Annotated in this window: 24 protein-coding genes; 10 read left to right on the top strand and 14 right to left on the bottom strand. The window is 52.6% G+C overall.

Translation table 11 applies throughout. The features are described from left to right. The first annotated feature begins 315 nt into the window (after positions 1 to 315). Together P6M73_RS06350 and P6M73_RS06345 are read left to right on the top strand one after the other, a co-directional pair. Positions 316 to 702: a DUF2200 domain-containing protein gene (locus tag P6M73_RS06350; RefSeq protein WP_277855275.1), complete on the top strand. Its 387-nt coding sequence runs from the start codon at positions 316 to 318 to the stop codon at positions 700 to 702. Between the two features lie 373 nt (positions 703 to 1075). Beyond that, entirely contained in the window at positions 1076 to 1408 is a 333-nt protein-coding gene (locus tag P6M73_RS06345) for a cupin domain-containing protein (protein WP_277855274.1), read from the top strand. A gap of 193 nt (positions 1409 to 1601) precedes the next feature. Here the strand turns inward: P6M73_RS06345 and pdxT are convergent, their stop codons facing one another. Together pdxT and pdxS are read right to left on the bottom strand one after the other, a co-directional pair. Next, positions 1602 to 2183, bottom strand: a complete 582-nt coding sequence (pdxT, locus tag P6M73_RS06340; RefSeq protein WP_277855273.1) for a pyridoxal 5'-phosphate synthase glutaminase subunit PdxT — start codon at positions 2181 to 2183, stop codon at positions 1602 to 1604. Then, positions 2183 to 3058 (bottom strand): pyridoxal 5'-phosphate synthase lyase subunit PdxS, encoded by an 876-nt coding sequence (gene pdxS / locus P6M73_RS06335; RefSeq protein ID WP_277855272.1) that lies wholly within the window; start codon positions 3056 to 3058, stop codon positions 2183 to 2185. The genes pdxT and pdxS overlap by 1 nt, the downstream gene beginning before the upstream one ends. 248 nt (positions 3059 to 3306) lie before the next feature. On the opposite strand from pdxS, the gene pdxR reads away from it, so the two are divergent. Then, on the top strand, positions 3307 to 4719 hold the full coding sequence (gene pdxR, locus P6M73_RS06330; RefSeq protein ID WP_277855271.1) for a MocR-like pyridoxine biosynthesis transcription factor PdxR: 1413 nt from the start codon (positions 3307 to 3309) through the stop codon (positions 4717 to 4719). Between the two features lie 159 nt (positions 4720 to 4878). Here the strand turns inward: pdxR and P6M73_RS06325 are convergent, their stop codons facing one another. Beyond that, positions 4879 to 5304: a YwiB family protein gene (locus tag P6M73_RS06325; RefSeq protein WP_277855270.1), complete on the bottom strand. Its 426-nt coding sequence runs from the start codon at positions 5302 to 5304 to the stop codon at positions 4879 to 4881. A gap of 340 nt (positions 5305 to 5644) precedes the next feature. Between P6M73_RS06325 and P6M73_RS06320 the strand changes: the two genes are divergently transcribed. Further along, on the top strand, positions 5645 to 7000 hold the full coding sequence (locus tag P6M73_RS06320; RefSeq protein ID WP_277855269.1) for an MGDG synthase family glycosyltransferase: 1356 nt from the start codon (positions 5645 to 5647) through the stop codon (positions 6998 to 7000). A gap of 118 nt (positions 7001 to 7118) precedes the next feature. Here the strand turns inward: P6M73_RS06320 and ispE are convergent, their stop codons facing one another. The 6 genes from ispE to P6M73_RS06290 form a co-directional block, all read right to left on the bottom strand. Further along, complete coding sequence (gene ispE, locus P6M73_RS06315) at positions 7119 to 7985, bottom strand: 4-(cytidine 5'-diphospho)-2-C-methyl-D-erythritol kinase (RefSeq protein ID WP_277855268.1); 867 nt, start codon at positions 7983 to 7985, stop codon at positions 7119 to 7121. Further along, the gene (locus tag P6M73_RS06310) at positions 7957 to 8922 is read right to left on the bottom strand and encodes a polyprenyl synthetase family protein (RefSeq protein ID WP_277855267.1); all 966 of its coding nucleotides are present in this window, start codon (positions 8920 to 8922) and stop codon (positions 7957 to 7959) included. Before P6M73_RS06310 ends, ispE begins: the two co-directional genes overlap by 29 nt. Then, positions 8922 to 9455, bottom strand: a complete 534-nt coding sequence (locus tag P6M73_RS06305; RefSeq protein ID WP_277855266.1) for a Gx transporter family protein — start codon at positions 9453 to 9455, stop codon at positions 8922 to 8924. Before P6M73_RS06305 ends, P6M73_RS06310 begins: the two co-directional genes overlap by 1 nt. Continuing rightward, the gene (locus P6M73_RS06300; protein ID WP_277855265.1) at positions 9455 to 9865 is read right to left on the bottom strand and encodes a NusG domain II-containing protein; all 411 of its coding nucleotides are present in this window, start codon (positions 9863 to 9865) and stop codon (positions 9455 to 9457) included. The genes P6M73_RS06305 and P6M73_RS06300 overlap by 1 nt, the downstream gene beginning before the upstream one ends. Positions 9866 to 10091: 226 nt before the next feature. After that, positions 10092 to 11792, bottom strand: a complete 1701-nt coding sequence (locus P6M73_RS06295; RefSeq protein WP_277855264.1) for an FAD-dependent oxidoreductase — start codon at positions 11790 to 11792, stop codon at positions 10092 to 10094. A 98-nt stretch (positions 11793 to 11890) separates the two neighbouring features. Further along, positions 11891 to 14911, bottom strand: coding sequence for a peptidoglycan D,D-transpeptidase FtsI family protein (locus tag P6M73_RS06290; RefSeq protein WP_277855263.1), 3021 nt, complete (start codon positions 14909 to 14911; stop codon positions 11891 to 11893). A 213-nt stretch (positions 14912 to 15124) separates the two neighbouring features. On the opposite strand from P6M73_RS06290, the gene P6M73_RS06285 reads away from it, so the two are divergent. Together P6M73_RS06285 and P6M73_RS06280 are read left to right on the top strand one after the other, a co-directional pair. Continuing rightward, positions 15125 to 16141 (top strand): 3'-5' exonuclease family protein, encoded by a 1017-nt coding sequence (locus P6M73_RS06285; RefSeq protein WP_277855262.1) that lies wholly within the window; start codon positions 15125 to 15127, stop codon positions 16139 to 16141. Next, the gene (locus P6M73_RS06280) at positions 16138 to 16413 is read left to right on the top strand and encodes an acylphosphatase (protein WP_277855261.1); all 276 of its coding nucleotides are present in this window, start codon (positions 16138 to 16140) and stop codon (positions 16411 to 16413) included. Before P6M73_RS06285 ends, P6M73_RS06280 begins: the two co-directional genes overlap by 4 nt. A 191-nt stretch (positions 16414 to 16604) precedes the next feature. Here the strand turns inward: P6M73_RS06280 and P6M73_RS06275 are convergent, their stop codons facing one another. After that, entirely contained in the window at positions 16605 to 17129 is a 525-nt protein-coding gene (locus P6M73_RS06275) for a DUF3867 family protein (protein WP_277855260.1), read from the bottom strand. 603 nt (positions 17130 to 17732) lie between these two features. Beyond that, a complete protein-coding gene (locus P6M73_RS06270; RefSeq protein ID WP_277855259.1) occupies positions 17733 to 17888 on the bottom strand; it encodes a hypothetical protein in 156 nt (51 codons plus the stop codon). Positions 17889 to 18269: 381 nt separating this feature from the next. Here P6M73_RS06270 and smpB point away from each other — a divergent pair, with 381 nt between their 5' ends. The 4 genes from smpB (at position 18270) to P6M73_RS06250 (ending at position 20813) form a co-directional block, all read left to right on the top strand. Further along, positions 18270 to 18731 carry an SsrA-binding protein SmpB gene (gene smpB / locus P6M73_RS06265; RefSeq protein WP_277855258.1) on the top strand — a complete coding sequence of 154 codons (462 nt, stop codon included), beginning with the start codon at positions 18270 to 18272 and terminating at the stop codon, positions 18729 to 18731. A gap of 150 nt (positions 18732 to 18881) precedes the next feature. Continuing rightward, positions 18882 to 19742, top strand: coding sequence for a methyltransferase domain-containing protein (locus P6M73_RS06260; RefSeq protein ID WP_277855257.1), 861 nt, complete (start codon positions 18882 to 18884; stop codon positions 19740 to 19742). Positions 19743 to 19746: 4 nt separating this feature from the next. Then, positions 19747 to 20160 (top strand): YbaN family protein, encoded by a 414-nt coding sequence (locus P6M73_RS06255; RefSeq protein WP_277855256.1) that lies wholly within the window; start codon positions 19747 to 19749, stop codon positions 20158 to 20160. A gap of 14 nt (positions 20161 to 20174) precedes the next feature. Beyond that, positions 20175 to 20813 carry a poly-gamma-glutamate hydrolase family protein gene (locus tag P6M73_RS06250; protein WP_277855255.1) on the top strand — a complete coding sequence of 213 codons (639 nt, stop codon included), beginning with the start codon at positions 20175 to 20177 and terminating at the stop codon, positions 20811 to 20813. A gap of 285 nt (positions 20814 to 21098) precedes the next feature. Here the strand turns inward: P6M73_RS06250 and P6M73_RS06245 are convergent, their stop codons facing one another. From P6M73_RS06245 to P6M73_RS06235, 3 genes are all read right to left on the bottom strand, one after another. Then, the gene (locus P6M73_RS06245; protein WP_277855254.1) at positions 21099 to 21299 is read right to left on the bottom strand and encodes a hypothetical protein; all 201 of its coding nucleotides are present in this window, start codon (positions 21297 to 21299) and stop codon (positions 21099 to 21101) included. A gap of 409 nt (positions 21300 to 21708) precedes the next feature. Next, positions 21709 to 22605 carry a hypothetical protein gene (locus P6M73_RS06240; protein ID WP_277855253.1) on the bottom strand — a complete coding sequence of 299 codons (897 nt, stop codon included), beginning with the start codon at positions 22603 to 22605 and terminating at the stop codon, positions 21709 to 21711. 292 nt (positions 22606 to 22897) lie between these two features. Further along, positions 22898 to 23026 carry a hypothetical protein gene (locus P6M73_RS06235; protein WP_277855252.1) on the bottom strand — a complete coding sequence of 43 codons (129 nt, stop codon included), beginning with the start codon at positions 23024 to 23026 and terminating at the stop codon, positions 22898 to 22900. Between the last annotated feature and the right edge of the window lie 14 nt (positions 23027 to 23040).

The following is a 23040-nucleotide window of genomic DNA, read 5'->3' as shown; positions in this document are numbered from 1 at the left end:
ACGAAAATCCCAAATATTGATCGACGAACCGCGCAGCAAATGACTTCACTTCTGGCATCGGATCCGGTGTTCACTCCGGCTTCGCCTGAACCACTCTGATTGCTCAGGAAGAAATAGATTCAGCCGGAGTACAATCAAGTAACTGTCAATTCATCAACTTAGAATATCCAGTTCATTAACTTATGATATAATGAGAGAACGATCCGTGAGACGGTTGACGTCCTGCTGTCATGAGGTCCTGATGGCCTGCTGATAGGATGCTGACGTCCCTGCGTCTTTCCGTTTCAAATCCGATCCGCCCGAAGGAGGATCATTATGACCGAACACCGAGTTTATCGCATGAGCTTTGCCCGGGTTTATCCACTGCTCGTAGCGAAAGCAGAGAAGAAAGGCAGAACCCGAGCTGAAGTGGATGAAATCATCCGGTGGCTTACCGGATACTCTCAGGATATGCTGGACAGTCAAATCGCACAGGAAGTCGATTATGAGACATTTTTCCGGGAGGCCCCTCTCCTGAACCCCTCCCGCCAATTAATTCAGGGCGTAGTCTGCGGGGTCCGGGTCGAGAATATCGAAGACCCTGTGATGCGTGAAGTCCGGTATTTGGACAAGCTGATTGATGAACTGGCCAAAGGCAAGGCCATGAGCAAAATTCTTCGAAGTGAGAAGCTGACTCCTCCGGCAGTCGACCGGCCGGAGTAATTAACATGACAGGCACAGTTTGTCCCAGTCTGATGGTACCCGTTGCCTGGACAGAGTGTTACCCAGGCAACACTCTGTTTGCTCTATCTGCAGTATACTGGAATTCAGCGGGAAGAGGACCCCTTTTTCCCCCTGCCTTCAGGAATACGAGATCAGCTGTCCCCATACCCAGAGTTCCGGAGGAACGGTCCCGACCAGAACTGTAACTTCCGCTTTTCGCGGGAGACAGTCCTTTCAGATGAGTAAATTGAACCCGGAAAAGAATGAATCAAGTTTCCATGCAATAAATCAGACGAAACAAGTGAAGCTTTAATCAAGTCACAAGATAAGAAAGAAAAGAAAAGAAAACAAAACAATGGAAAGGAGTATACCGATGATTGAAACAGTTCATTCCTACTCGCTTGATGACGAAAAAAAGGTTGAGAAAATAATTGACGCAGATGAAGTGATGATCAACCACATGATCTTCCCCAAAGGAGCCGGTCTCCCCGAACACTTCTCCAACTCCAATGTCTACATGACGATTCTGCGCGGCACGCTGACTCTCCAGCTGGGTGAACAGGAAGCACAGCATTATCCCCAAGGCAGTATTATCAACATTCCCTACAACACAAAGATGAATGTCAGCAATGCTCATGATGAAGTAATGGAGATGTTCGTTATCAAAGCGCCCAATCCCAGAGTCTTCCAGGCACCGAACAACTAACTGCCCCTGACTCGGTGATTCAGGCGAGCTGATGTACAAAGATAAGCCAGAAAACCGATCCGCACACTGGTATGGATCGGTTCTCTGACTTTTTGATTATTGCCGGGCTTTGTAATCATCGCTCGGCTTTGTAATCATCGCCCGGCTGTGTGATGACCATTTGTCATCGGATCAGAATACGACATCTGTGCAGCTAGGAGGCTGCCTGCCGGGATCGGATCATCTCGATGAAATAATCATGAACAAAGGTGTCGTCGGTCAGTTCGGGATGAAACGCCGTAACCAGCTGGCTGTCCTGCCGGGCTGCGACGATCTTTCCCTGGACCATGGAAAGAATCTCTGTCTCGGGACCCACCTTTTCTATGAACGGGGCGCGGATGAACCGCATGGGCACCGCTGTATTGCCGCTGAAGGTTCCCAGGGCCTCAAAGCTTCCCAGCTGGCGCCCGAAGGCATTGCGGCGAACATGGATATCCATGGTAGCAAAGTGGGTGAGCGCCTGCTCGGTGATGGAACGGGCGAGAAGTATCATGCCGGCACAGGTGCCGAATACCGGCAGCCCCTGGCTTATCTTCTGCCGCAGAGGTTCCATCAGACCGAGCTCTGTTAAAAGCTGTCCCATGACGGTGCTTTCCCCGCCCGGCAGGATCAGGCCATCCATGGGACCGTCCAGATCCTTCAGCTGACGGATTTCAAAGCTTTCAATCCCCCTCTGTTCCAGCATCCGGCGATGTTCTGCAAAGGCCCCCTGCAGGGCAAGCACGCCGACTCTCATTATTTTCCACGCTCCGCCATAAGAATCTCAATTTCCTGCTCATTGATGCCGACCATGGCTTCGCCCAGGTCAGCGGACAGTTCCGCCAGCATGGCGGCATCCTGATAATTCGTCACGGCCTTGACAATGGCCTTGGCCCGCCGGGCCGGATCGCCGGACTTAAAGATCCCTGAACCAACGAAGACGCCTTCCGCTCCCAGCTGCATCATCAGGGCAGCATCCGCGGGAGTTGCCACTCCGCCGGCGGCAAAGTTGACAACGGGCAGCCGGCCATGATCATGCACGTAACGGATCAGATCCAGCGGAACCATCAGCTGTTTGGCCATTTCGAACAGTTCATCCGGACGAGCCGCCTGAACCCGGCTGATTTCTGAATTGATTTTTCTTAAGTGCCGGACAGCCTGAACCACGTCGCCCGTTCCTGGCTCACCCTTGGTCCGGATCATGCTGGCCCCTTCGGCGATCCGCCGCAGAGCTTCGCCCAGATCCCGCGCGCCGCAGACAAACGGTGCCTTGAAGGCGGTTTTGTCAATGTGGTAAACATCATCGGCCGGAGAGAGTACTTCACTTTCATCGATGAAGTCAATCTCAACGGCTTCCAGAATCTGCGCTTCCACAAAGTGACCGATGCGGACTTTGGCCATGACTGGAATGGATACCGCGTCCTGAATCTCCCGGATCATTTTCGGATCACTCATGCGGGAAACACCCCCGGCAGCCCGAATGTCCGCCGGAATCCGTTCCAGGGCCATGACAGCGCAGGCTCCGGCTGCCTCGGCAATTCTTGCCTGTTCCGGAGTTGTAACATCCATGATGACGCCGCCCTTGAGCATCTGAGCCAGTTCCTTGTTTAAACCAATTCGTTCGTTATTCATAATCTTCCCCCTGTAGGATGCAGTATGGTGCATCGTTATGCAGTGTAATATGAAGCAGCGCAGAGCCGAGCGATGACGTACCGTAACATCGAATGTCAGTCAATGTCATATAACAATATTCAGTACCATACAGTGCCGCCCCCTGCGGTTTACTTCTGTTTTCTTCTCCAGTATACTGAAGCTTGGTATTGGATCAATGACCATTTTAAACTAATCTGATAAGACCAGATTAATTACAGGAGGCATTTATGCTGACTTATCATATGGAATCCCGGGGATCACTTCCCCTCTACGAATTTCTTTATCAAAAAATCCGACAGGACATCCTGACCGGCACCCTGACCGCCCATGAAAAACTCCCATCCAAGCGCAAGCTGGCCCGCCATTTGCAGATCAGCGTCATCACGGTTGAAAATGCCTATGCTCAGCTCGTTCTGGAAGGGTATGTCTACAGTCAGGAGAAGCAGGGTTATTTTGTCAGTCCCCTGGCCCTTGAGACTACAGTCCCGATTCAGACAATGCCTGCCGGATCCCAAAGCCGGACCGATGGTTCGACGACGCTCCGGCACCCGCCAGTGACCGAAGCCCTCAGCTATACGGAATTCCCCTTCTCGGTCTGGGCCCGGCTCATGCGCCAGATCCTGACCGAAGAAAACAAAACCCTGCTTGCTCCGACTCCGTTTCATGGCGTCACAGAACTTCGGGAAGCCATCGCCTGGCACCTGTTCCATTTTCGGGGAATGACCGTTTCTCCCGGACAGATCATCATCGGCGCCGGAACCGAGTACCTCTATGGCCGAATCATTCAGCTCCTGGGCAAGGATCTGCGCTACGCCGTCGAAAATCCCGGATATCCAAAAATTGCCCGCATTTATCAGCATTACGGGGCAGTCTGTCAGTTCATTCCCATGGATGACAAGGGGTTCTCGGTTCAGGCTCTGACCTGGACCGGTGCTGAAGTCACCCATGTGTCCCCTTCGCATCATTATCCGACCGGCATCGTGATGCCAGCGGGGCGCAGATTTGATCTGCTGGCCTGGGCTGCCCAGCACAGCAGCCGGTACATCATCGAAGATGACTACGACTCCGAATTCCGTTACCAGGGCCGGCCCATTCCTTCGCTCTACAGCATGGATCAGTCCGACAAGGTCATTTATATCAACACCTTTTCCCGAACCATTTCACCTTCCATCCGAATCAGCTATATGGTTCTGCCGCCTCCCCTCGTGGAGCGCTATCAATCCGAGCTTTCCTTCTATTCCTGCCCTGTCCCCAGTTTCGAGCAGTACACGCTGGCCCGGTTTATACGCCAGGGTTATTTTGAAAAGCATCTCAACCGCATGAAAACAGCGTACCGCAAACAGCGGGACGGCCTGAAATCTGCTCTGCGCCAAGCCTTTGGCAGCATACCGCATCAATTCATCGGGGAAGACGCCGGCCTCCACTTTCTGGTCAAAGTCGATACCAAAAAATCGGAAACCGCGCTGATTCGGACTTCCCGGGCATCGGGACTGAACCTCAGCTTTCTGTCTGAATACGTCCATGGCCGCTCGGATGAGTACAACGCCACCCTCATTGTTGACTATTCCCGCCTGGATCCTGGGGATCTGGATGTCACCGCCCGCCAGATGGCTGACCTGTTTCGAACCTCAGATGAGTGATGAGCCGATCATCAACGCAGCCTCCGGTGTCCAAGCGACATCCGGAGGCTGCGTTTCCCAATTTTGATTTATCTTCTGTTCCCTCGAACCCAATGAATTGCCCAGTCTGCCGACTGCGGCAAAGTTTCGGCCTGTTCCTGATCGGAGTTCACCGCTGGATTACTGATCTCTCGAGGCCTGAGGCCGGACCACCATTTCAATGCGGGTGCTGCCCTGTGACTCGCCCTCAATGACCAGTCCGTATTTCAGGAACAGTTCCATCTTTCGTTCGTCGTCCACCACCCGGTATTCCTGGGTATGGGTCGTGACGTTGAATGTCCCGTAGGGCGTATGATAGAGGCACTGCCTGGGTTCAAGCAGCGAAAACTCCAGCGTGGACGTAAAGCTTCCTTGACGCCGGATCGTTACATCCGCCTGATCCATAATGATGGTGGTCTGGGTATCATCCATTCCGGTCAGTTCACTTTCGGCGTAGGATACAATCACTTTGTCCCCTTCCCGCACAATATTGCCCAGACTTGTCAGCTCGATGTATTCTGACTCTCCCGGAAGCAATGTCCTGATCTGAATCACTGCCTTATCCATAAATATCACCTGTCTTTCCTCATTCCATTATACCTTAAGAACCACCTAAACGGGGGGCTTGGCCGTTCTTTCTGAGTGCTCCGGACGATCCGGGACGGTGAGTGCTGGTCTGCGCGGAAAACCGGTTCTCAGCGGCCCTTCGCTTTTTTGGAGTATCAGGCTGCTCAATCATTCCCGGATTTCGGGCAGCCCGCTGTTGCCTGAGACGAAGCAGTCCTCCCACCGATCGGAGCAGCTCTCGCCCGGCAAATCTGAAAACCCTTGGGAAAAGGGCTTTGTTCTGCCCCGTTCTATCCCGTCCCATGAAGTGATATAATAGACAAAGCGGAGGGTTATCCACATGAACACACTTATGCTCACGATTTCTGCCGGCCACGGGCACAATGCGGCGGCAGAGGCGATATCCGAATACATCCTGAAAAACGAACCGGACTCCCGGATCAAAATAGTTGATACACTCAAATACATCAGTCCGATCCTCGACAAAGTCGTGATCGGAACGTATCTCAATTCATTGAAAATTTATCCGAAAGGCTTCTCCATGCTCTACTCGGTGTTTAACCGCAAAGATGAGAGCGTAACCGCCTTCGCTGAAAAATTTGACGAACTTCTGGCCGATCGTCTGCTGCCCCTGATCGTAGAAACTCAGCCGGATGTCATCATTTCGACTCACCCGTTTACCACCCAGATGCTCAGCGCTCTCAAAACATCAGGACACCTCAATCTGCCGGCCCTGGCCATCATCACGGATTACGGCAGTCACGCCCTGTGGGTACATCCCGGCATCGACTTCTATGTGGTAGCCCACGAGTCCGTCGTCGAGGAACTCACCAAGACCGGACGAGACAGGCGCACCGTTTTTCCCTACGGCATTCCGTTCAGATCCACTTTCCTGAACCCGTATGACCGCAGTCAGACCCTGTCCGGCATCGGCCTGGATGAACAGCTGCCCACGGTAACCCTGATGGGCGGATCACTGGCTCTGGGCCATATCAAAACCATCCTGAAGGAACTGGATTCCATTCCCCGGCAGTTCAATATCGTTGTGGTAGCTGCCAATAACCAGAAGTTGTATGACGAAGCCCTGGAAATTTCACTGAAGTCCGACAAGAATATCGCGGTCTTAAAATTCTGCCATTTCATGGATGCCCTGCTTCAGGCCACTGATCTTCTGGTCACAAAGCCCGGCGGCCTGACCGTCACAGAAGCGCTCATCACCGGAACACCCATGGCGATCTTTAAAGCCATCGGCGGGCAGGAGGAACAGAACAAGCACTTTCTTCTGAAAAACCAGCTGGCCATTGATCTGGGTGACGGAGAAGACAGTGCCGGCCAGATTGAAGCGCTGCTCTTCCATCCCCATAAGCTGGAAGATATGACGGATCGGATCCGCGCTTTTGCCAAACCGGATTCTACGGAAAAAATTTATGGACTGCTTCGACTCATGGTCGATGACTTCCACCGTCAGAATAAAACAGCTGTTCCCAATGCCGACACCCTGGAAGATGAAGGCTTTAATGAGAAATTAAAGGGTCTTTTCGATGATGCGAAAACCAGGCTGGAGTCCAATAAAATGACATCCCGCCTGATGGAATTCCTGCGGCGCCGCTCCAAAGAAGTCTCGGATGAAGATTTCTATGAGTTGAGCGATGAAGAAATCTCTCAGCTCCTGGACGAAACCCAGGAAAAGCATTAACCTTCAGTTCAACCACTATGGGCAGGAAACTCCTTTCCGGCCGCAATAAGGCTCCCCGCCGATCCACCGCTAACCTTTCATTGCCGGTGGATCGGCGGGGAGCCTCTTGTTCTCTGGTTTAACCCTTCGCGACAGCTTGTCGGCCCAGGGTCTGAACCAGGAAGGTCTCCGGATACTTCCCGTGAAACCAGACATAGGCGTCGCGGGCGGCTGCTTCGCTGTCAAACAATCCAAACACGGTGGGTCCAGAACCTGACATCAGGCTGCCCAACGCTCCGCGCCGGATCAGCTCCGTTTTCAGATTGCGCAGGAGCGGGTGCCGAGTCAGCGTCACATTTTCCAGCACATTTCCCAAATGCCGGGCAACTCCTGCCAGATCGTCGGCGGCAATGGCTGCCTGCACCGCCTGAGTGGCCGGATGGCGCCGGACCCGGTCGAGTCTGAAGTCGGTGAACACCTGCCGGGTGGACACCCCAAAGGGAGGTTTCACCAGCAACACCCAGTGATTGCAAAAATCCGGCAGCGGTGTGATGATTTCACCGACTCCTTCGCACAAAGCGGTTCCGCCGGTCATGGTAAAGGGAACATCCGCACCCAGACTGAGCCCCAGCTCCAGCAGCTTCTCCTGCGTCAGGGGATGGCCCGTCAGTCCATTGAGTGCCGTCAGAACAGCGCCCGCATCAGTAGACCCTCCGGCCAGCCCGGCAGCCACCGGAATCCGTTTTTCCAGATGGATGCGCACACCCGAATGAATTCCCGTCGCTTCCAGAAAACGAACCGCCGCCCGATAGGCGATGTTTTTTTCAGTCACCGGGACATAGGGCAGGTTGCAGGTCAGGGCGATGCCCTCGCCGGCGAGCTCCACCGAAACATCATCTGCCAGGTCAATGGTCTGCATGACCATTTGGAGCAGATGATACCCATCGGCACGCTTACCCGTGACATCCAGGGTCAGATTAATTTTCGCATAGGCTTTGATCTTCATAATATCCCCCGAAGAGTTGTTGATTCATCCATTCGTAATGCCTCCATTCCTCAGCCCCCAGGTGACTGCGGAATACAGCGGCTGATCGATTCAGATGGTCGCGGATGACGGCCTGGGTGCGCCGGATGGCACCAGTACCTTCGATGCGCCGGACAATCCGGTCGAAGGCAGCCTCATCAGGGATCCCTGGCCCCAAATCAGCCAGTTCAACCTTCAGAGCGGGATCTTCCTCCAGGGCAAAGATGACCGGCAGCGTAAAGTTACCTTCCCGCAGATCTGAATAAGCTGAATCCGACAGATCCGCCAGGTCATCCCGCAGTTGAAAGGCAATTCCAAAATCCAGGCCGGCCCGTTTCATCGGTTCGATGTCATGGGGTGATTCCTGCCTGACGGCAAATCCCGCCGAACTGGCCAGGGAGAACAGCAGCCCGGTCTTGGCTTCAATTCGGGCCAGATAGCCAGCGGGTGTCTGCTCCATGCTGAAGCGTGACTCCAGCTGCTCTGCCTCCGCCTCCAGAAGCGGTCCCATGAAGTCCATCGGCAGCCGGGGCAGGCGGTCTGCCTCCAGCCCGTACAGACACCGTGCTGCCAGAAAAATCAGGTAGTCGCCGGCATAAAGAGCCATGGCTGTTCCATGCTGACGGACCACGGTCGGTTGTCCCCGCCGTTCCCGGCCATGATCAATGATGTCGTCGTGAATCAATGAAGCCAGATGGAGGAATTCCAGCGCCGCCGCCAGGTGATTGACCTCCCACGGACTGGTGCTGAATCCGGCGGACAGAACCAGCAGCGCCGGTCGCAGCATTTTTCCCGACTGGGCCGTCAATGGAGTCAAAACGGCTGAGAACCGCCCGGTACGGGGGACCTCAGCCTGCATAATTTCCTGGATCTGATTCAGTCGTTCGTTCAGTTTCGGCTGGTCCTGCCAAAATCCCATCAGCGTTTCAACTCCCTCATAATGCCCAGTTTTCCCATATGCTCCAGCATGAAGTTAGCGGTCATGCCAATAAAGAAACCGGTCGGTACGGCGATGATCGTCAGAGCCGGCAGATACATCAGAATCCGCGGCTCGGCCACCATCAGCGCGGCGGCCAGCAGCTGCCCCAGATTGTGGCTGAATGCCCCGCCGACTGAGACTCCGATCCGGGAAAGCCGGTTCCCAAAGGTGTTTTTCAGCAGCAGCATCACGACAAAGGACAGCATCGCCCCGGAAAAGGAGTAAATGAACGCTCCGGGATTGTTGGAAATCAGCATCGAAAGAACCGAGCGCAGGACAACGACGCCGAAGGCCTCGCCCGGACGAAGGGTATAGAGCGCCACCATGGTAAAGATGTTTGCCAGCCCCAGCTTGGCCCCCGGTATGGCGGGGAATGGAACCGGAATGAACTCTTCCAGCTTGAAGACGACCATGGCCTGGGCGACCAGGAGCGCGATATACACCATCTTGTAGACATTTTTATTGTTTCTCATCAGTATGCGTTCAGATCTCCTTTTGCTTTGTCTCCCCCTTCAACCTCAACCACCAGCATATGGGGCAGGCAGATGATCTGCTCGCCATCCTTGGAGATAGGGGGGAATGCCGTTACACAGATCTGATCCGGACAATCGGCTGTGATCATTGTTACTGTGCCGCCGTCGATTCGAATCGTATTTTTTTCACCCTTGGGGGTGACAATTTCATGGACATAAGCCGCCTTGGTTTCATCCAGCTGGATCCGCTCCACTTCCTGTGAGTCGATCTTGATGACCACATAGATGGCATCGCTCTGTGCCGGGCTGCTCATAGCCTGATAGGCAAACACGGCATTGGGGATAAAGGAAGCAAGGATCAAAAGCCCGATCAGGACAATATCCAGAAGCTTTATTTTAAAGTATTTCAACTGATTTCATTCCTTTCTGGTTTCTAATACTACATTATACCAGTTCCCGGTAAAAATTGCTTAAAATTTGCACGTTCTGAAACACCGGAACATCCTCAGGACGATCTGGCCATTGGATCAACAAATTCAGAAATGATCGAATTTGGGAATCCATGAAGTTTGAAATCAAGGCCGGCCGGATCCATCACTCGGCTGGCGGGGTTCAGATTTCTGTCCTTGCGCTGAATTACAGGGAATCAATCTTCAGCTGCCGATGGATCCAGGGGATGAGCCAGGCATCCAGCCCCATGATCCTGCCGGCACCGCCCAGCAGAGCCAGTGAAGCCGGCAGAATCCAGAGCAGCTGCCAGCCGGCGACGCCGGAGAGGAAAAAGTTGACCGTCAGAGCGAAGGACAGAAGAGCAGAGAGAAAGACCGCAAGACCCAGAATCAGTCCCACGCCAACGGCAAATTCCGCCCATACCAGCAGACTTTGGAAGAAGGCTCCCAGAGCGGGCGTGGGCATAATGGTGCGCATCAGTGCTTCATACCAGACGGGAAGCTCTTCCAGCACCGGACCGTTTGTACCTGCCATGGTGGCACTGCTGACGGCATCGACATCCCGCAGCCAGGCAAAGGGCACCTGCAGGTTTCCGGGACGAAGCCACGAATCGCTGCCCACGGTGAGGTAATCACGAGCCGAGACAGCTTTGGCAAACTGAGCTGGTCCAATGACTTTTTTCCAGGCTTCCAGAAACCACAGACCGCCCAGGTACAGGCGGAGCGGGAGCAGCCAGAAGCGCTGTCCCCGGCTGGAGAGGAGGCGTCCGGTCAGAGTCCGGCCATGCGCTGGACGAACCAGGTGCCCGGTAAAATAATTGGCAGCCGAACCCAGGCCGCCGACGGAAAACACATAATACAGATCCACCAGGAACTTCAGTACGACCGCCGGCCACCCCGATAAGGGGATTCGGGTCGTTGTCACCCCATCAGAGGGTCCCAGTGAAATCATCAGTCCGCGCCGGCTGGGCTGATAGGAGTGAATGTCACCCTCCCCGGTCAGCAGATTTTTAGCTACCAGATCCGCGGACTGCAGTCCGTTTTCCACGCAGGCCCAGTCTGGATCGCCGCCATCCCCCACTGCACAGACTTCCGGATGGCTACGCAGGCGCAGCGCGTCATCCAAAATCGGTTCAGCTGCCTCCCCCTGGGGCGCATCCAGACGAAATGCGGCCCGATTTCCGCTGGTCCATACGACCAGGTCCGCCTGGAGCTCGGCTTCAGGACACCCTTCCAGCCGAACGCCGGATTCGCAAACTTCCGTGACCCGCGCAGCCGTCATCAGGCGGATTCCCCGCCGTTCCAGCTTGCGCCTCACTTTTTCCTGAACCGGGAGGGGCAGATCCGGCAGGATGTTGTCTCTGGCTTCCACCAGCGTCACGGCAAGATTCGGCGCCATGGCCTTCAGATCTGCTGCCAGCTCGACTCCCGTCAAACCCGCTCCGCACAGTACGATCCGGCCGTCGGGATTTTGCCTCAGCCACTGCCGGATCGACAAGGCATCCTTCATAGTGTTCAGGGTAAGGCTGTGTTCCTGCGCACCCGGCACTCCATAGAAAAAGGGGACCGCTCCCGAGGCGATGATTAACTGGTCATAAGGATAACTGCCGCTCTCCCCGGTCAGGATCCTGGACTCCAGGTCGATGGAGCGGATCCGGTCACGGATTCGTTCCACCCGGGCATGCTCCAGGATATGATCCAGCGGGATCTCCAGGGTTTGGGGTTCCACCCGACCGGAGGCGACTTCATGCAGGTTGGTGATGAGGGTATGATGGTCATTCTGGTCAATCAGCGTCAGCCGATCGTACTGCTTTTCCGCCAGCAGGCGCCGGGCCAGCCGGATTCCGGCATAGCCTGCCCCCAGAATGACAATGCGTGATTCGTTCATGGCAAACTCCTTGCACTGGACTATTGATAATATTTCTCAATTAAGGTTCCGGAATAAGCAGTCAATCTGACTGCTTCTCCGTTTGGTCCTATCCTTATTTAATCACCTGTTGGATCCGCCGGTGCTTCCGGTTCTGCCGGTTGCTCTCCCTGAGGCGTTTTGATCCGCGGCGGTGTACCGTCCGGGCGGGTGTTGACCGGCTGATTGAGGTAAGCCGGAACCGGCACTCCCGGAAGGTAGGAGTCGATGACGGGCGTTGTCGTCAGTTCCGTCGGCTCCTCCAGCTTGAGCAGAGACGGTTCCACTTTCATGACCGGCTTGAGCTGGTAGTCAAAGCTTCGGACATAATCCGGAGCTTCCTTCTGGATCCGTTCCTCAAAATATTCTTCGTAGATGGCCCGGGCGACCGGGATCATGAAGGAACCGTGGATGGCGTCATACCCGATGACTGCGATGGCGATCTCCGGATCCTCCAGGGGCGCGAACGTAATGTAGGTTCCGTACTGGTGACGGCCGACATAGTTGGCCATATTGTTTTCGCGATACTGAGCCGTACCGGTTTTTCCGGCGGTCTCGATCGGGAAGTCTTTCATGTAGCGGTAGGCCGTTCCGCCCTCGACGGTATTGACCTTGTGCATGCCTTCATAGATCAGTTTCAGGTGTTCATCCTTGATTGAAACCTCTTCCAGGACTTCCGGCTCCACAACCTTGACCAGATTGCCTTCCGGATCAAGAATCCGGTCAACCAGAGAAGTCCGGTAGCGGGTTCCGCCATTGGCCAGAGTGGCTATGGCATTGGCGATCTGGAGCAGTGTCAGTTCCGCGTCGCCCTGACCGATGCTGGCATTCATGATATTGACCGGGGTGGTCAGTTCGCGGCCGCGGTCATACACCAGGACACTGGCAACCTGATCCGCCAAGTAGGTCGAGTCGGCCATGCCTTCCTGCTCTTCGGCGGGCAGGAGCGATATGATGTAGTTGAGGTTATAGTCAAGAATCTGCCGGATTTCGTCGAATTTCTCATCAACAGTCCGGGGATCGTTGAACTGAGCCTTGCTCCAGTATTCCCGCAGGCCCCGGTCCATCTCGAGTTTCAGTTCCCGCATTTTCTCGGAATCTGTATCCTTGAGCGACACGTCCAGCGGCTTAAACCGCTTGCCGTCCCGGGCAATTCCCTTTTTCAGGACATTGACCAGATCACCATAGGCGGCTCGCCCGATAATCTGCTTGCGGGACTCAAAGTTGAAGATGTTGCCGTATACATTCTCGTTAATCTCAATGCCGGTCGTTGAATGAACCCCTTCGGTGGGATCATGGCCCAGTCCCAGTTTCCAGACGGTTTCGGCGATGGCGTTGGGACCAGACTTCTGATGCATTCGCCAGCCCATTTCCAGGAAGAAGACGTTGGAAGACAGCTTCAGCGCCTCGGTCAGATCCAGCAGACCGTAGGGCATGCTGTTGTTGTTGGTTGGGCGATAGCCTTTCAACTCCGGCCGTTCGTATACGCCGGTGTCGTCGATGATCGTGTTCTTGTCGACCACGCCGTGCTGCAGGGCGGCGAGTGAGGTAAAGGGCTTAAAGATGGATCCCACCGGGGACAGGCCCTGGGTGGCGTAATTCAGGAATGGCTTGGGATAGTTGTCATAATAATCCTGGCGAACCCCTTCCTTATTTTTGGGGAAGATGTCATCCAGGGTCTTGCCCGGAATGGGCAAGTTCTGGATCAGGTTTGTGCCGAAAGCCTCCAGATCTGGATTAAAGTAGGTCGAATACAGTTCAGGAGTCAGCGCGCCCGGAGCGATGAACACATTGGGATCAAAATCCGGATTCGAGGCCATGGCCAGTACCTTGCCGGTTTTCACCTGAATGACCACCACCGCGCCGCGGGTGGCGTTGTTGGATTTGCCCTGGGTATGATCCACAAAGCTGGTGCGCAGATTCTTCAGCGTGGCATCCAGCGCCATCTGAGCTGTATACTGCAGATCCTTGTCCAGGGTCAGCTGGACGCTGGATCCGGGATAGCCCTCCAGCTTGAACAGCTCGCTGACCGTTCGTCCCTGTTTGTCGACCTTGACGGTGGTGACGGACTTGTTTCCGCGCAGTTCCTGCTCAAAGGCTTCTTCAATGCCGTAAACCCCGATCATGTCCTGATTCAGGTCATAGCCCATGGATTCGTATTTATCCTTATTGTATTCGCTGATGTTGGACAAATAACCCAGCACATGAGCCCCCAGCGTTCCATAGGGATAGATCCGGGTGGGGCTGAGCTGCACATCAATGCCGGCCAGCAGATTGGCTTTCTGCATGAAGACAAAGGCGTTCTGCTTGGTCATGGTCTTGACCAGCGGTACGGACTTGTTGGACTGATAGACTTTCATCCGCACCTGATCCCGAATCACCATGTAGCGGCGCAGTTCCGGTACAGACAGTTTTTTTAGTACGGTCTCGGTCACTTCCCGATCCGTCAGCTTAAGCAGGGCAGCTTCTTCGGTTTTGCTCAGTCCCAGGATTTTATAAAGGCCATGATAGCGCACCAGATATTGGAAGGTCTCCTCCGGTGTCACCGCCAGCAGCATTTTATTGAGCTCCTCGCTTTCTTCATTGCTCAGATCCTTGATCTGCGTTTTCCCGATCATCTTGCCGTAACCGGATTTGAGGATCCAGGAATCCATGTTGCGGTCTTTCTTAAAGCGAAGTTCACGGGTCTGGGAGGCACTGGGACTGCTGGTCTTAAAATCGAAGGCGAAGGCCGGTTCGGCCTTCAGTTCAAACGTGTCATAGAGTTCCTCACCGGTTCGATCCAGGAGGCGGAAGAATTCTCCCATCACGCTGTAGAATTGAGCAGCCGATTCTCGGGTTTCATTGTAAATCAGGTCATAGGACGAGAGATTGGTCGCCAGCACTTCGCCGTTGCGGTCCAGGATTTCTCCGCGCGGCGCCGGTTCACTGATATCTTTCACCGAATAGGCATCTGCCTTATTCTGAAATTCTTCGCCGCTGACAATCTGAAGTCCGAACAGCGTTCGGCCGATGAGCCCCATAACCGCCAGCATGATCAGAAACAGAGCGGTATAGCGGTTAAACAGTCTGCGCTCGGTTGTATTGTTACTTTTTTTCATATCTTTCACCCAGGGTTTTTGTTTCTGTGTATAATAATTGCAATGACTTCATTCAGGATCCAGAGATCCCATACCCCATTGTACAATAAAACGATGGATTATGCTCCGCTTGATTCGGTGACCGGACAGGAAAAAAACACATACTGCCGGCCTCGACCGCGAAGGAGTTCCTGAATCTTTTTTTGCCATATTACCATCGGGAGGCTTTCATCCATGATTAGTAAACTACTGACCCGCTCCTATTTCTTCAGCTTTATTGCACTGGGCTGTGCCCTTCTGATCCTGTTTATCGCCGGAGGGGGTGAATCATCCCATCTGAGCGCGGCCGGCATCCGGTTTCTTCTGGTGTCGACTGGGATCATCCTGTTTTTTGATCTCCTCAAGATCCTTTTGAATAAGGAACGGACCAGCTACCGGGCCATGCTGATGGAAAAACCTTTGTTCAACCCCAGGTCCAAGCTGCGGGAACCCCAGCTGACGGCTCCCCTGTTCCCTCGGTTCATCGCACTGTATTTTGACGGAGATGACGAGGATCCTTACAAGTCTCGGGTTTACTCCATCCAGGCCGTCCGCTATGAAGGCGGTTATCTCACCGACAGCCTGTACCTGCCGCTAAAAAGCCCGGGAAAGAAAAGCAAGGCCATCGATCTGGAACTGGAAGACGCGCTGAAATATCTCAAGACCTATACCCGGGACTTCCCGCTGATCATCCACGATAAAAGCTACGCCAACGCCTGGCTGAGGGAACATTCCAATTCCATCCTGCTGACGGATGCCATCGATACTGAAACGCTGGCCCGCAACCTATACCCGAAACTGACCGACTTTGGCATTGAAGACCTCAATGATTTCTACCACTTCGAAGTCAACGCACAGGATCCGGTCTACGGCGCCAAAATTACCACAGCGGTCTATCTGGATTATCTGCGAGTGCATAATTACCGGACTGCGCTGTCGAAAAACCCATTTGCCAAAGCGGTGGAACTCACCCCCGTCTACCCGACGGATCAGGCTCCATTGCCCGAGGCATCGGAAGCCGATGATTTTTCCTTCTGGGTTGAAAATGAACCGGCCTATCAGGTGGAGCCAGCCCTGGAACTGGACCTTGACCAGGAAGAAACCCTGACTCAAAAGGCGGAGCATTATATCGGACCTTTCACCCCGTTGGATGAAGAAGGCAATGACATCCCGGAACGCGGTCACCTCATTGACCAGAAATCCCAGTCATGATGAAACGCTTCCAATATCTAATTTCCGGCCGGGTTCAGGGTGTGGGATTTCGCTGGCAGACATTGCAGGCGACAAAAGCCATCGGTGTCACCGGATTCGTAAAAAATCTTCCTTCCGGCCAGGTTCTGCTGGAAGCCCAGGGAGAACCGGAGCAGATCGCAGCTCTGAAACAGTTCATCCTCCAGGATATGTCCTATGCTCGGATCGACAGCCTGACTGAAGAACCACGGGAAGTCATACCGGATGAAACCATTTTTCAGATTCTACGCTAAAACGCACTGGAAGGATCTCAGAATCACCTCCGGTCATTGATAACCTCTGTCCCCTGATAACCGGACAAGGAGAATGCCTCACCGCTTGGTGAGGCATTCTCCTTGTCTGGTATTTACTCACATTAACAAAGATCACTTATAAGATCTACTTCAAAGATCCGTTATAAGATCCGCTTCAAAGATTCGCTGGTTCAATACTGAAAGGTTTGAATCGACTCAGCTAGCTGAACGTCCAGGGTTTCGCTACCCGCCTGACGCTTGTAAGAGACCAGAAATTCGTGAACTTCGTTGTCCTCCAGGTCGATCTTTTTTTCACTGAGCAGAATGATGCGATGACCCGTTGCAAAAATGACCAGTTCATTGCGGTTATTCTTGATAACCTTGCGATAGCCCTTGGCTTCCTCAATGGATTTGCCGTATTTTTCGAGCAGACCCCGCGACTGCCCCAGCAGCGACGGATCTTGCATCAGTTGCTTCTCCAGTTCATTGGGATCATAGCCATAGCGTTCAATCAGTTTCTTCTGAATCTCCATGAATTTGGTATGGGAGATGTCGTTCTCCTCCACATACTTTCTGATTTCACGGTTGACGTCCGCCAAGGTCATTTTGCCTTCAGCCACCTGAAAATAAAGAGAATAGATGTAATTTTCCAGTTCATCCACATCTTTGTCCCGCACCTTCTCCTTAAATTTGCTCAAATCAATGATATCGCTCACTGATCTCACCTCCGTTTAATGCAATTAAATCCTCAGGCTGTCTTTTCTTGTGCATGCAATGGTTCAGTGTCAGCAATTTTCTGATGTTCGAAAAAAGCTGAAAGGAATAATCCAGGATATGCAGTTCCTTCGGTCCAACAGGGATCCTGCATCCATCCTGTTGATGGAACCGGGCAAGGCGACCAATCACTTGGCAGACCGGTGCATTGCATGGCAGACCGATGAATCACCTGTGTCTGTTTTTCCGCATTGGGTCGGATGGCTCTTCGTCGAACTAAGGGTACCTGCATTAATATCATATCATACTTCATTTTGACCGGTGGGCGGTTATGCTGATTCTGCCGTTCTTAAACTGCCCCCCGAAGGAGGATTAAGAATGCCCCTCCTGCCCTTTCACAGCAGCAGACATTCCGTCCGAAGGAGAAATTGACCGGACGAAAACGCCGGCAGCACTGATTGTGCCGCCGGCGTTCTCACCAACTCATTGAACTCTTATGGGGGGAGAGTCATGATTGCCTCTTCTTTCAAACAGGCTGTTCCTTCTTCGGCAGAAGGACTGCTTTCTTTCGGGGGGAAATTTATCGAAACGTCTTAGGAGGTTGACTAGATTCTGCGGATCATGCGATCAGCGATGTTGGAAAGTTCTCTTTCCAGGTTTGCCTTGTTCAGTTCCATTGTCATTGTGTTAATGTCCTGAATAGTGCCCTGTTCCATTTTCAAGTTTCTTCCAGTAATAAAGTTCATAATGTTTTTTACCATGATACGACCTCACTTAATTTAATATTTTGTTAATCTATTGCATCAGGTCATTCAAAGGATTTCTTTGATGGCTCTTGCTTTCTTCTACACTTATATAATATCTTCTTGATTTCATTTTTGCAAGTGATCTTTCACGGATTAATATCTTTTGCAAGTTTTTAACTCATTGTTGTTTACGATATTGTTTTCCCATCATGGACAGATTTATCTATTTGAACTTTCATCGAAACCCTTCTCAGATTATGTTTTTGATATTAATACAGGATAGTTCAGATAAAGTTGTCACCTGTTTTTACATATTGTTAACATAGCCGGGGCGGTTATTGATATTAAGAGAAATTCCTTCTATAATTGCAGTGTTAGGTCAGGAGGTGATATGAAATGGCCAATACCAAAACCATCGCAGAAAACCGCAAGGCGTTTCATGATTACTTCATCCTGGAAGAATTTGAAGCGGGCATAGAACTCAAAGGCACGGAAGTCAAATCGATCCGCGCCGGCAAAGTCAATCTCAAAGACAGCTATGCCGACATCGTCAACGGCGAATGCATCCTGCGGGCAATGCATATCAGTCCCTATGAGCAGGGCAATATCTTTAATGTAAATCCCCTGCGCGACCGGAAGCTGCTGCTGCACAAGAATGAGATCGTCAAGCTGGATATCGCGTCAAGCCAGGACGGAGCGACCCTGGTGCCTCTGCGGCTGTATTTCAAGGAAGGCAAAGTCAAGGTTGCCCTTGCCATTGGCAAAGGAAAGAAAAACTACGACAAGCGGGATTCACTGCTGGAAAAAACCCATATGCGGGAAATCGAACGGGAATTTAGAAACCGCCAGAAATACTAACATCGCAGGGTGAGTCCTGCTGATGAAGCCAGACCGGAACCCGGTTATCATCCGATCGTCCATTACGGGTTGGTAATATTTTTACCGGCTCGTTTTCTTTTTTATCGCTGAACTCCCCATAGCCCGACTCAATCAAGGAGCTGTGATCCATTGAATCAAAAAGCATCCCGTCTGCTCGCCCAGGCGTCTCTGTTCCGCTGTCCCATCTGCCATCAAAGCATGACTGCGCAGGATTCCAGCCTGATCTGCGAATCCCGCCATACCTTTAATCTGTCCAAAAAAGGCCATGTCAATTTTGTGCCTGGACAAAAGCCACTGAAATATACCCGAGAACTGTTTGCCGCACGGGAACGCATCCTGCAGGCTGGCTTCTACCTGCCCCTGCTCGAAACCTTGCAGTCCCTCATCGAAATCCATCGCACCCAAATCGGAGGGAACCCGCTGGTGATTCTCGACGCCGGCTGCGGTCAGGGTTACTACACCAGGGAACTGGCATACGGGACCCAGGATACTCTGCTCGGTTTCGATCTCTCCCAGGACGCCATCGCCATGGCTGCCAGCGGAGTGCATCCAGCAAACTTCTTTATAGCGGATCTTACGAATATCCCGCTGCAGGATGCCTCGCAGGATCTGGTGATCGATCTGCTGACTCAGGCGAACTATGCCGAATTCCGGCGGGTGCTTCGTCCCGGAGGCCTCCTGATCAAAATCATTCCGGGACCGGACTACCTGAAGGAAATCCGGCAGCTGCTGGGCGGCTCACTGCTGCATGAAAGCCATTCCGATGATGATGTGCTGCGCCATTTTCAGGCGCACTGCACCCTGACCGACAGACGGTCCGTCTATTATTCCAGAACTCTGGAGCAGGACCAGGCCCGGGATATGATTCGAATGACTCCCATGGCCCTTGGTGTCGATCCGGAGACCTTGTCCACCAACACCCTTCATGCCATTACCATCGACCTGCGGATCCTGATTGGATCCTTCCCCCAGACAGGAGCTGAGTTCTAATCTTATGAAACGAATCATCTACCTCATTCTGGGGATCCTCTGTGTCGTGACCGGAACCATCGGCATTGTCGTTCCGATTCTGCCTACGACCCCGCTGCTGCTGGCGAGCGCCTGGTTTTTCGCCCGCAGCAGCGAGCGCTTCTATCGCTGGCTGATGGAACACCCCATTCATGGCAAATACATCCGCGACTACATCGAAAAGCGGGCTGTTCGAAAAAGCCATCGGACCAAGGCTCTGATCCTGCTCTGGTTCGGATTGGGCTTGACCATGTTCCTGGTCAGAAAACCTGCTGTTTTTCTCATTTTAGGAATTCTGGGAACTTTGGTGACCATCCACCTGATGCACCTTCGGGTGCTGCCCGATGCCGAATTCGAAGAACCGGCAGATCCCGAACTAAGCGAAACGACCGCTGACTGACCCGGAGGACCCCAATGGCTGACAAATACAATTCCATGAAAGAACTGTTTACTTTTGAACCGATGGAGAATTATCGTCTAACCACCCGCAGCCGAGCCGAATCCGGAATTCTGGTCATGTCGCCCCATGGCGGCGGAATCGAGTTCTTCACCTCGGAAATCGCCCATGAAGTGGCCGGCGAAACTTTTTCCCTGTATGATTTCGCCGGACAGATGCAGGAACGCAATTTTTCCAACCTCCACGTCACTTCCAGGCATTATGACTGCAGCATTGCCCGGCGCCTCAGTGCACTGTCCCGCTGCACTCTGGCCATTCACGGCTGCATGGGCAAAGACAATGAACGCACCACTTATCTGGGCGGACAGGATCGGACAGGGCGCGCCATCGTCGAACGACATCTCCGGGCGGCCGGATTCGAAGTCGCCGACGCCCCCGCCCACCTGTCCGGTCTGGGTGATGACAATATCGTCAATCAGAATCAGCGGGGTCAGGGCATCCAGCTGGAGATATCCATGGCCCAGCGGCTTCAATTCACTTTTATGCCCGTCGTCGGCTTCCTGATCCGAAAAAAATATTCCAGACATTTTCACCGCTACTGTGAAGCGCTGCGCAGCGCCCTCCTTGAACTGGCTTCTCTGACAAAGGAAGCCTGATCTGACATTCCACTCGGTGAAACCGCTGTCCAAATGAAATATAAATCATAATAATAAAAACCAACAAAACGAAGAGATTCGGCCTCGCGCCAAATCTCTTCGTTTTGATTGCGTATCGAAACTTTTTGGTCCTGCCACGAATCAGCTTCGGTGCCAAAGCTGTGGCTTGGTTTCATTTTTATGTTCATCCAGAACTGGACCCTGGAACGATTCAGAATCCCGATCTGCTCGAACTTGGGGGGAAACCCCGCCGAATTCCGCTGGATCCCACCCCAAAGGAATCTGCTATCTTGCCAAGTGACTGTCTTGCTTAATCCATTGATGACCTGATGGGTTCGTTGTCTTCAGCGCTGTCATCAGCCACTCGCTCTGCCCGGCAGACATCAGTTCCAGTGCGCAGTCATAATCCAGCTGGTACCCTGCTCGTCCGGGATCGGTTGATTGGTAGAGCAGCACGAGTTCGGACGCAATACCGTGTCGATCCAATATCGCCCTCTCCATGGGAAGGGTGATCTCTTGATTTCGGGCATACAGAAATTTCCCGTCCTGTTCATGATTAAGAAGAATTTCGATGAAATTAAGCCCGGTTTGTCCGCAGGGGTTGAACGTCAGCTGTACCAGATCCCGCTCTTCGGTCGGAATGAGGCTGATCAGTCAATGCACCCTATTCTCCTCCCATTCTTTCTGACTGGAAATCCCCGTCCAGGCCACTGAAGTTCCGGCACATCTCTTTCACCTGTGGATCAGGACCTTCGGCATGCGTTTCCTAACAATCGGTCTCCGACTTGCTCTCCAGCAAAATTCATCCCCCACTAAGAAGCCCTGCTTCGAAGTGGGGGATGATCCGAGGATCCTTGCAGATCCTGATTGAGATGTCTATTGCAATGATACTCCCCTAGAACTGCTCTTTGGACATTACTTCCATCTCTGCTTCCAGATCCATGATTTTAGGATTCACGAGCTTGAAGTACTCCTTGTCGATTTTGGCCTGCAGAATGGGCAGAGCCTTTCTGGCATTGGCCTTTACATTGACCAGGAGAGAATCATATACTTCATTGTTTTCCAGTTCCAGGAGGCCTTCACCCCAGTCATGCAGCGTTTCCACATGATTATAGAACAGGTACAGCTTGGTTTCATTGGCTGGATTCTGTTTCATGAAGTCCGCCACTTTCTGGGCTGAATTCAGGGTATTGCGGAACAGCGAGCCCATTTCATGGTCATGCTGATCCAGTGATGCGGTAATGGTCTCGAGCTTTTCCAGCATGGCATAGGCTTCCCGGGCTTCCTGAATGGTTCCCTGGGAGGAAGGTTCTGCAACCGGCTCTTCCGTATCCTGATTGGGATACTCCTGGATTATTTCTGCGTCCACATACGGTTTACCCGGTCCGGGAGACGACTTGCCATAAGAATCGGTTGTTCCCGTCAGTTTCATCTCGTCAATGGAGGCTTTCAGGCCAAGGATTTCTTCGTCCCACAATGCAATACGCTTTTTCATGCTTTTCAGACGGTCCTTGATGAAGGTTTCTGAAATCACGTTGTAGCCAATCGCGATGATGAGTCCGATCCAGGAAAAACGGATGATATTATAAAAAATAAACAGGCCGGAAATGGTTGAATTCACCTTGGAGAAGCTTTTCAGATTATCATAGCTGTTCTCCATGGAACGTTTTTCTTTTGTTATCTTGGCCAGCATGTTTTCAGTTTTCTTCAGTTTGAGATCTTCTTTGTTCAGGCCCAGATCCAGCTCCAGACCCAATGTCTGCAGCATGTCTTTGATCCAGTTGCTTTTCAACGTGCATTCCTCCCGGTGATGTCCCTGCGTCTGGCGAAGGTGTGCGAAGCATCTTAATTTCATGCAAATCTTTCTTTATCCTACACCCAAATAATTAAAACGGGTTAAAAGAATAAGACCCTTCCGATCAGATCCTTCCCTATCTATTTTAACGGGAATCTCTCGACTTCTCAATCTTTACTGCCCTTTCCCCAAGAATCTCTGGAAGATTGTCGTGATCAAGCGAAGACTCTCCCTGTGAACATCCAAAAATAATATTGATTTACTGATCTTCCCTCGCTGCTATCCGGTACTATCCTGCATTCTGCCGGACATGTGACGCTTCTTTGGTCCGGAATCGATCAATCCCCCCCTCTCTGCCTGCATACTCAATGACCCTGACCAATGTGACGATTTCATTGGGAGCAGCCACGTCGTTCATTCGCTCCTCTTTTC

It is taken from the genome of Anaerococcoides asporogena (genome assembly GCF_029590275.1).
Lineage (GTDB): Bacteria > Bacillota > Clostridia > Clostridiales > Clostridiaceae > JG1575.
This window is presented reverse-complemented; position numbering and strand designations above follow the sequence as displayed.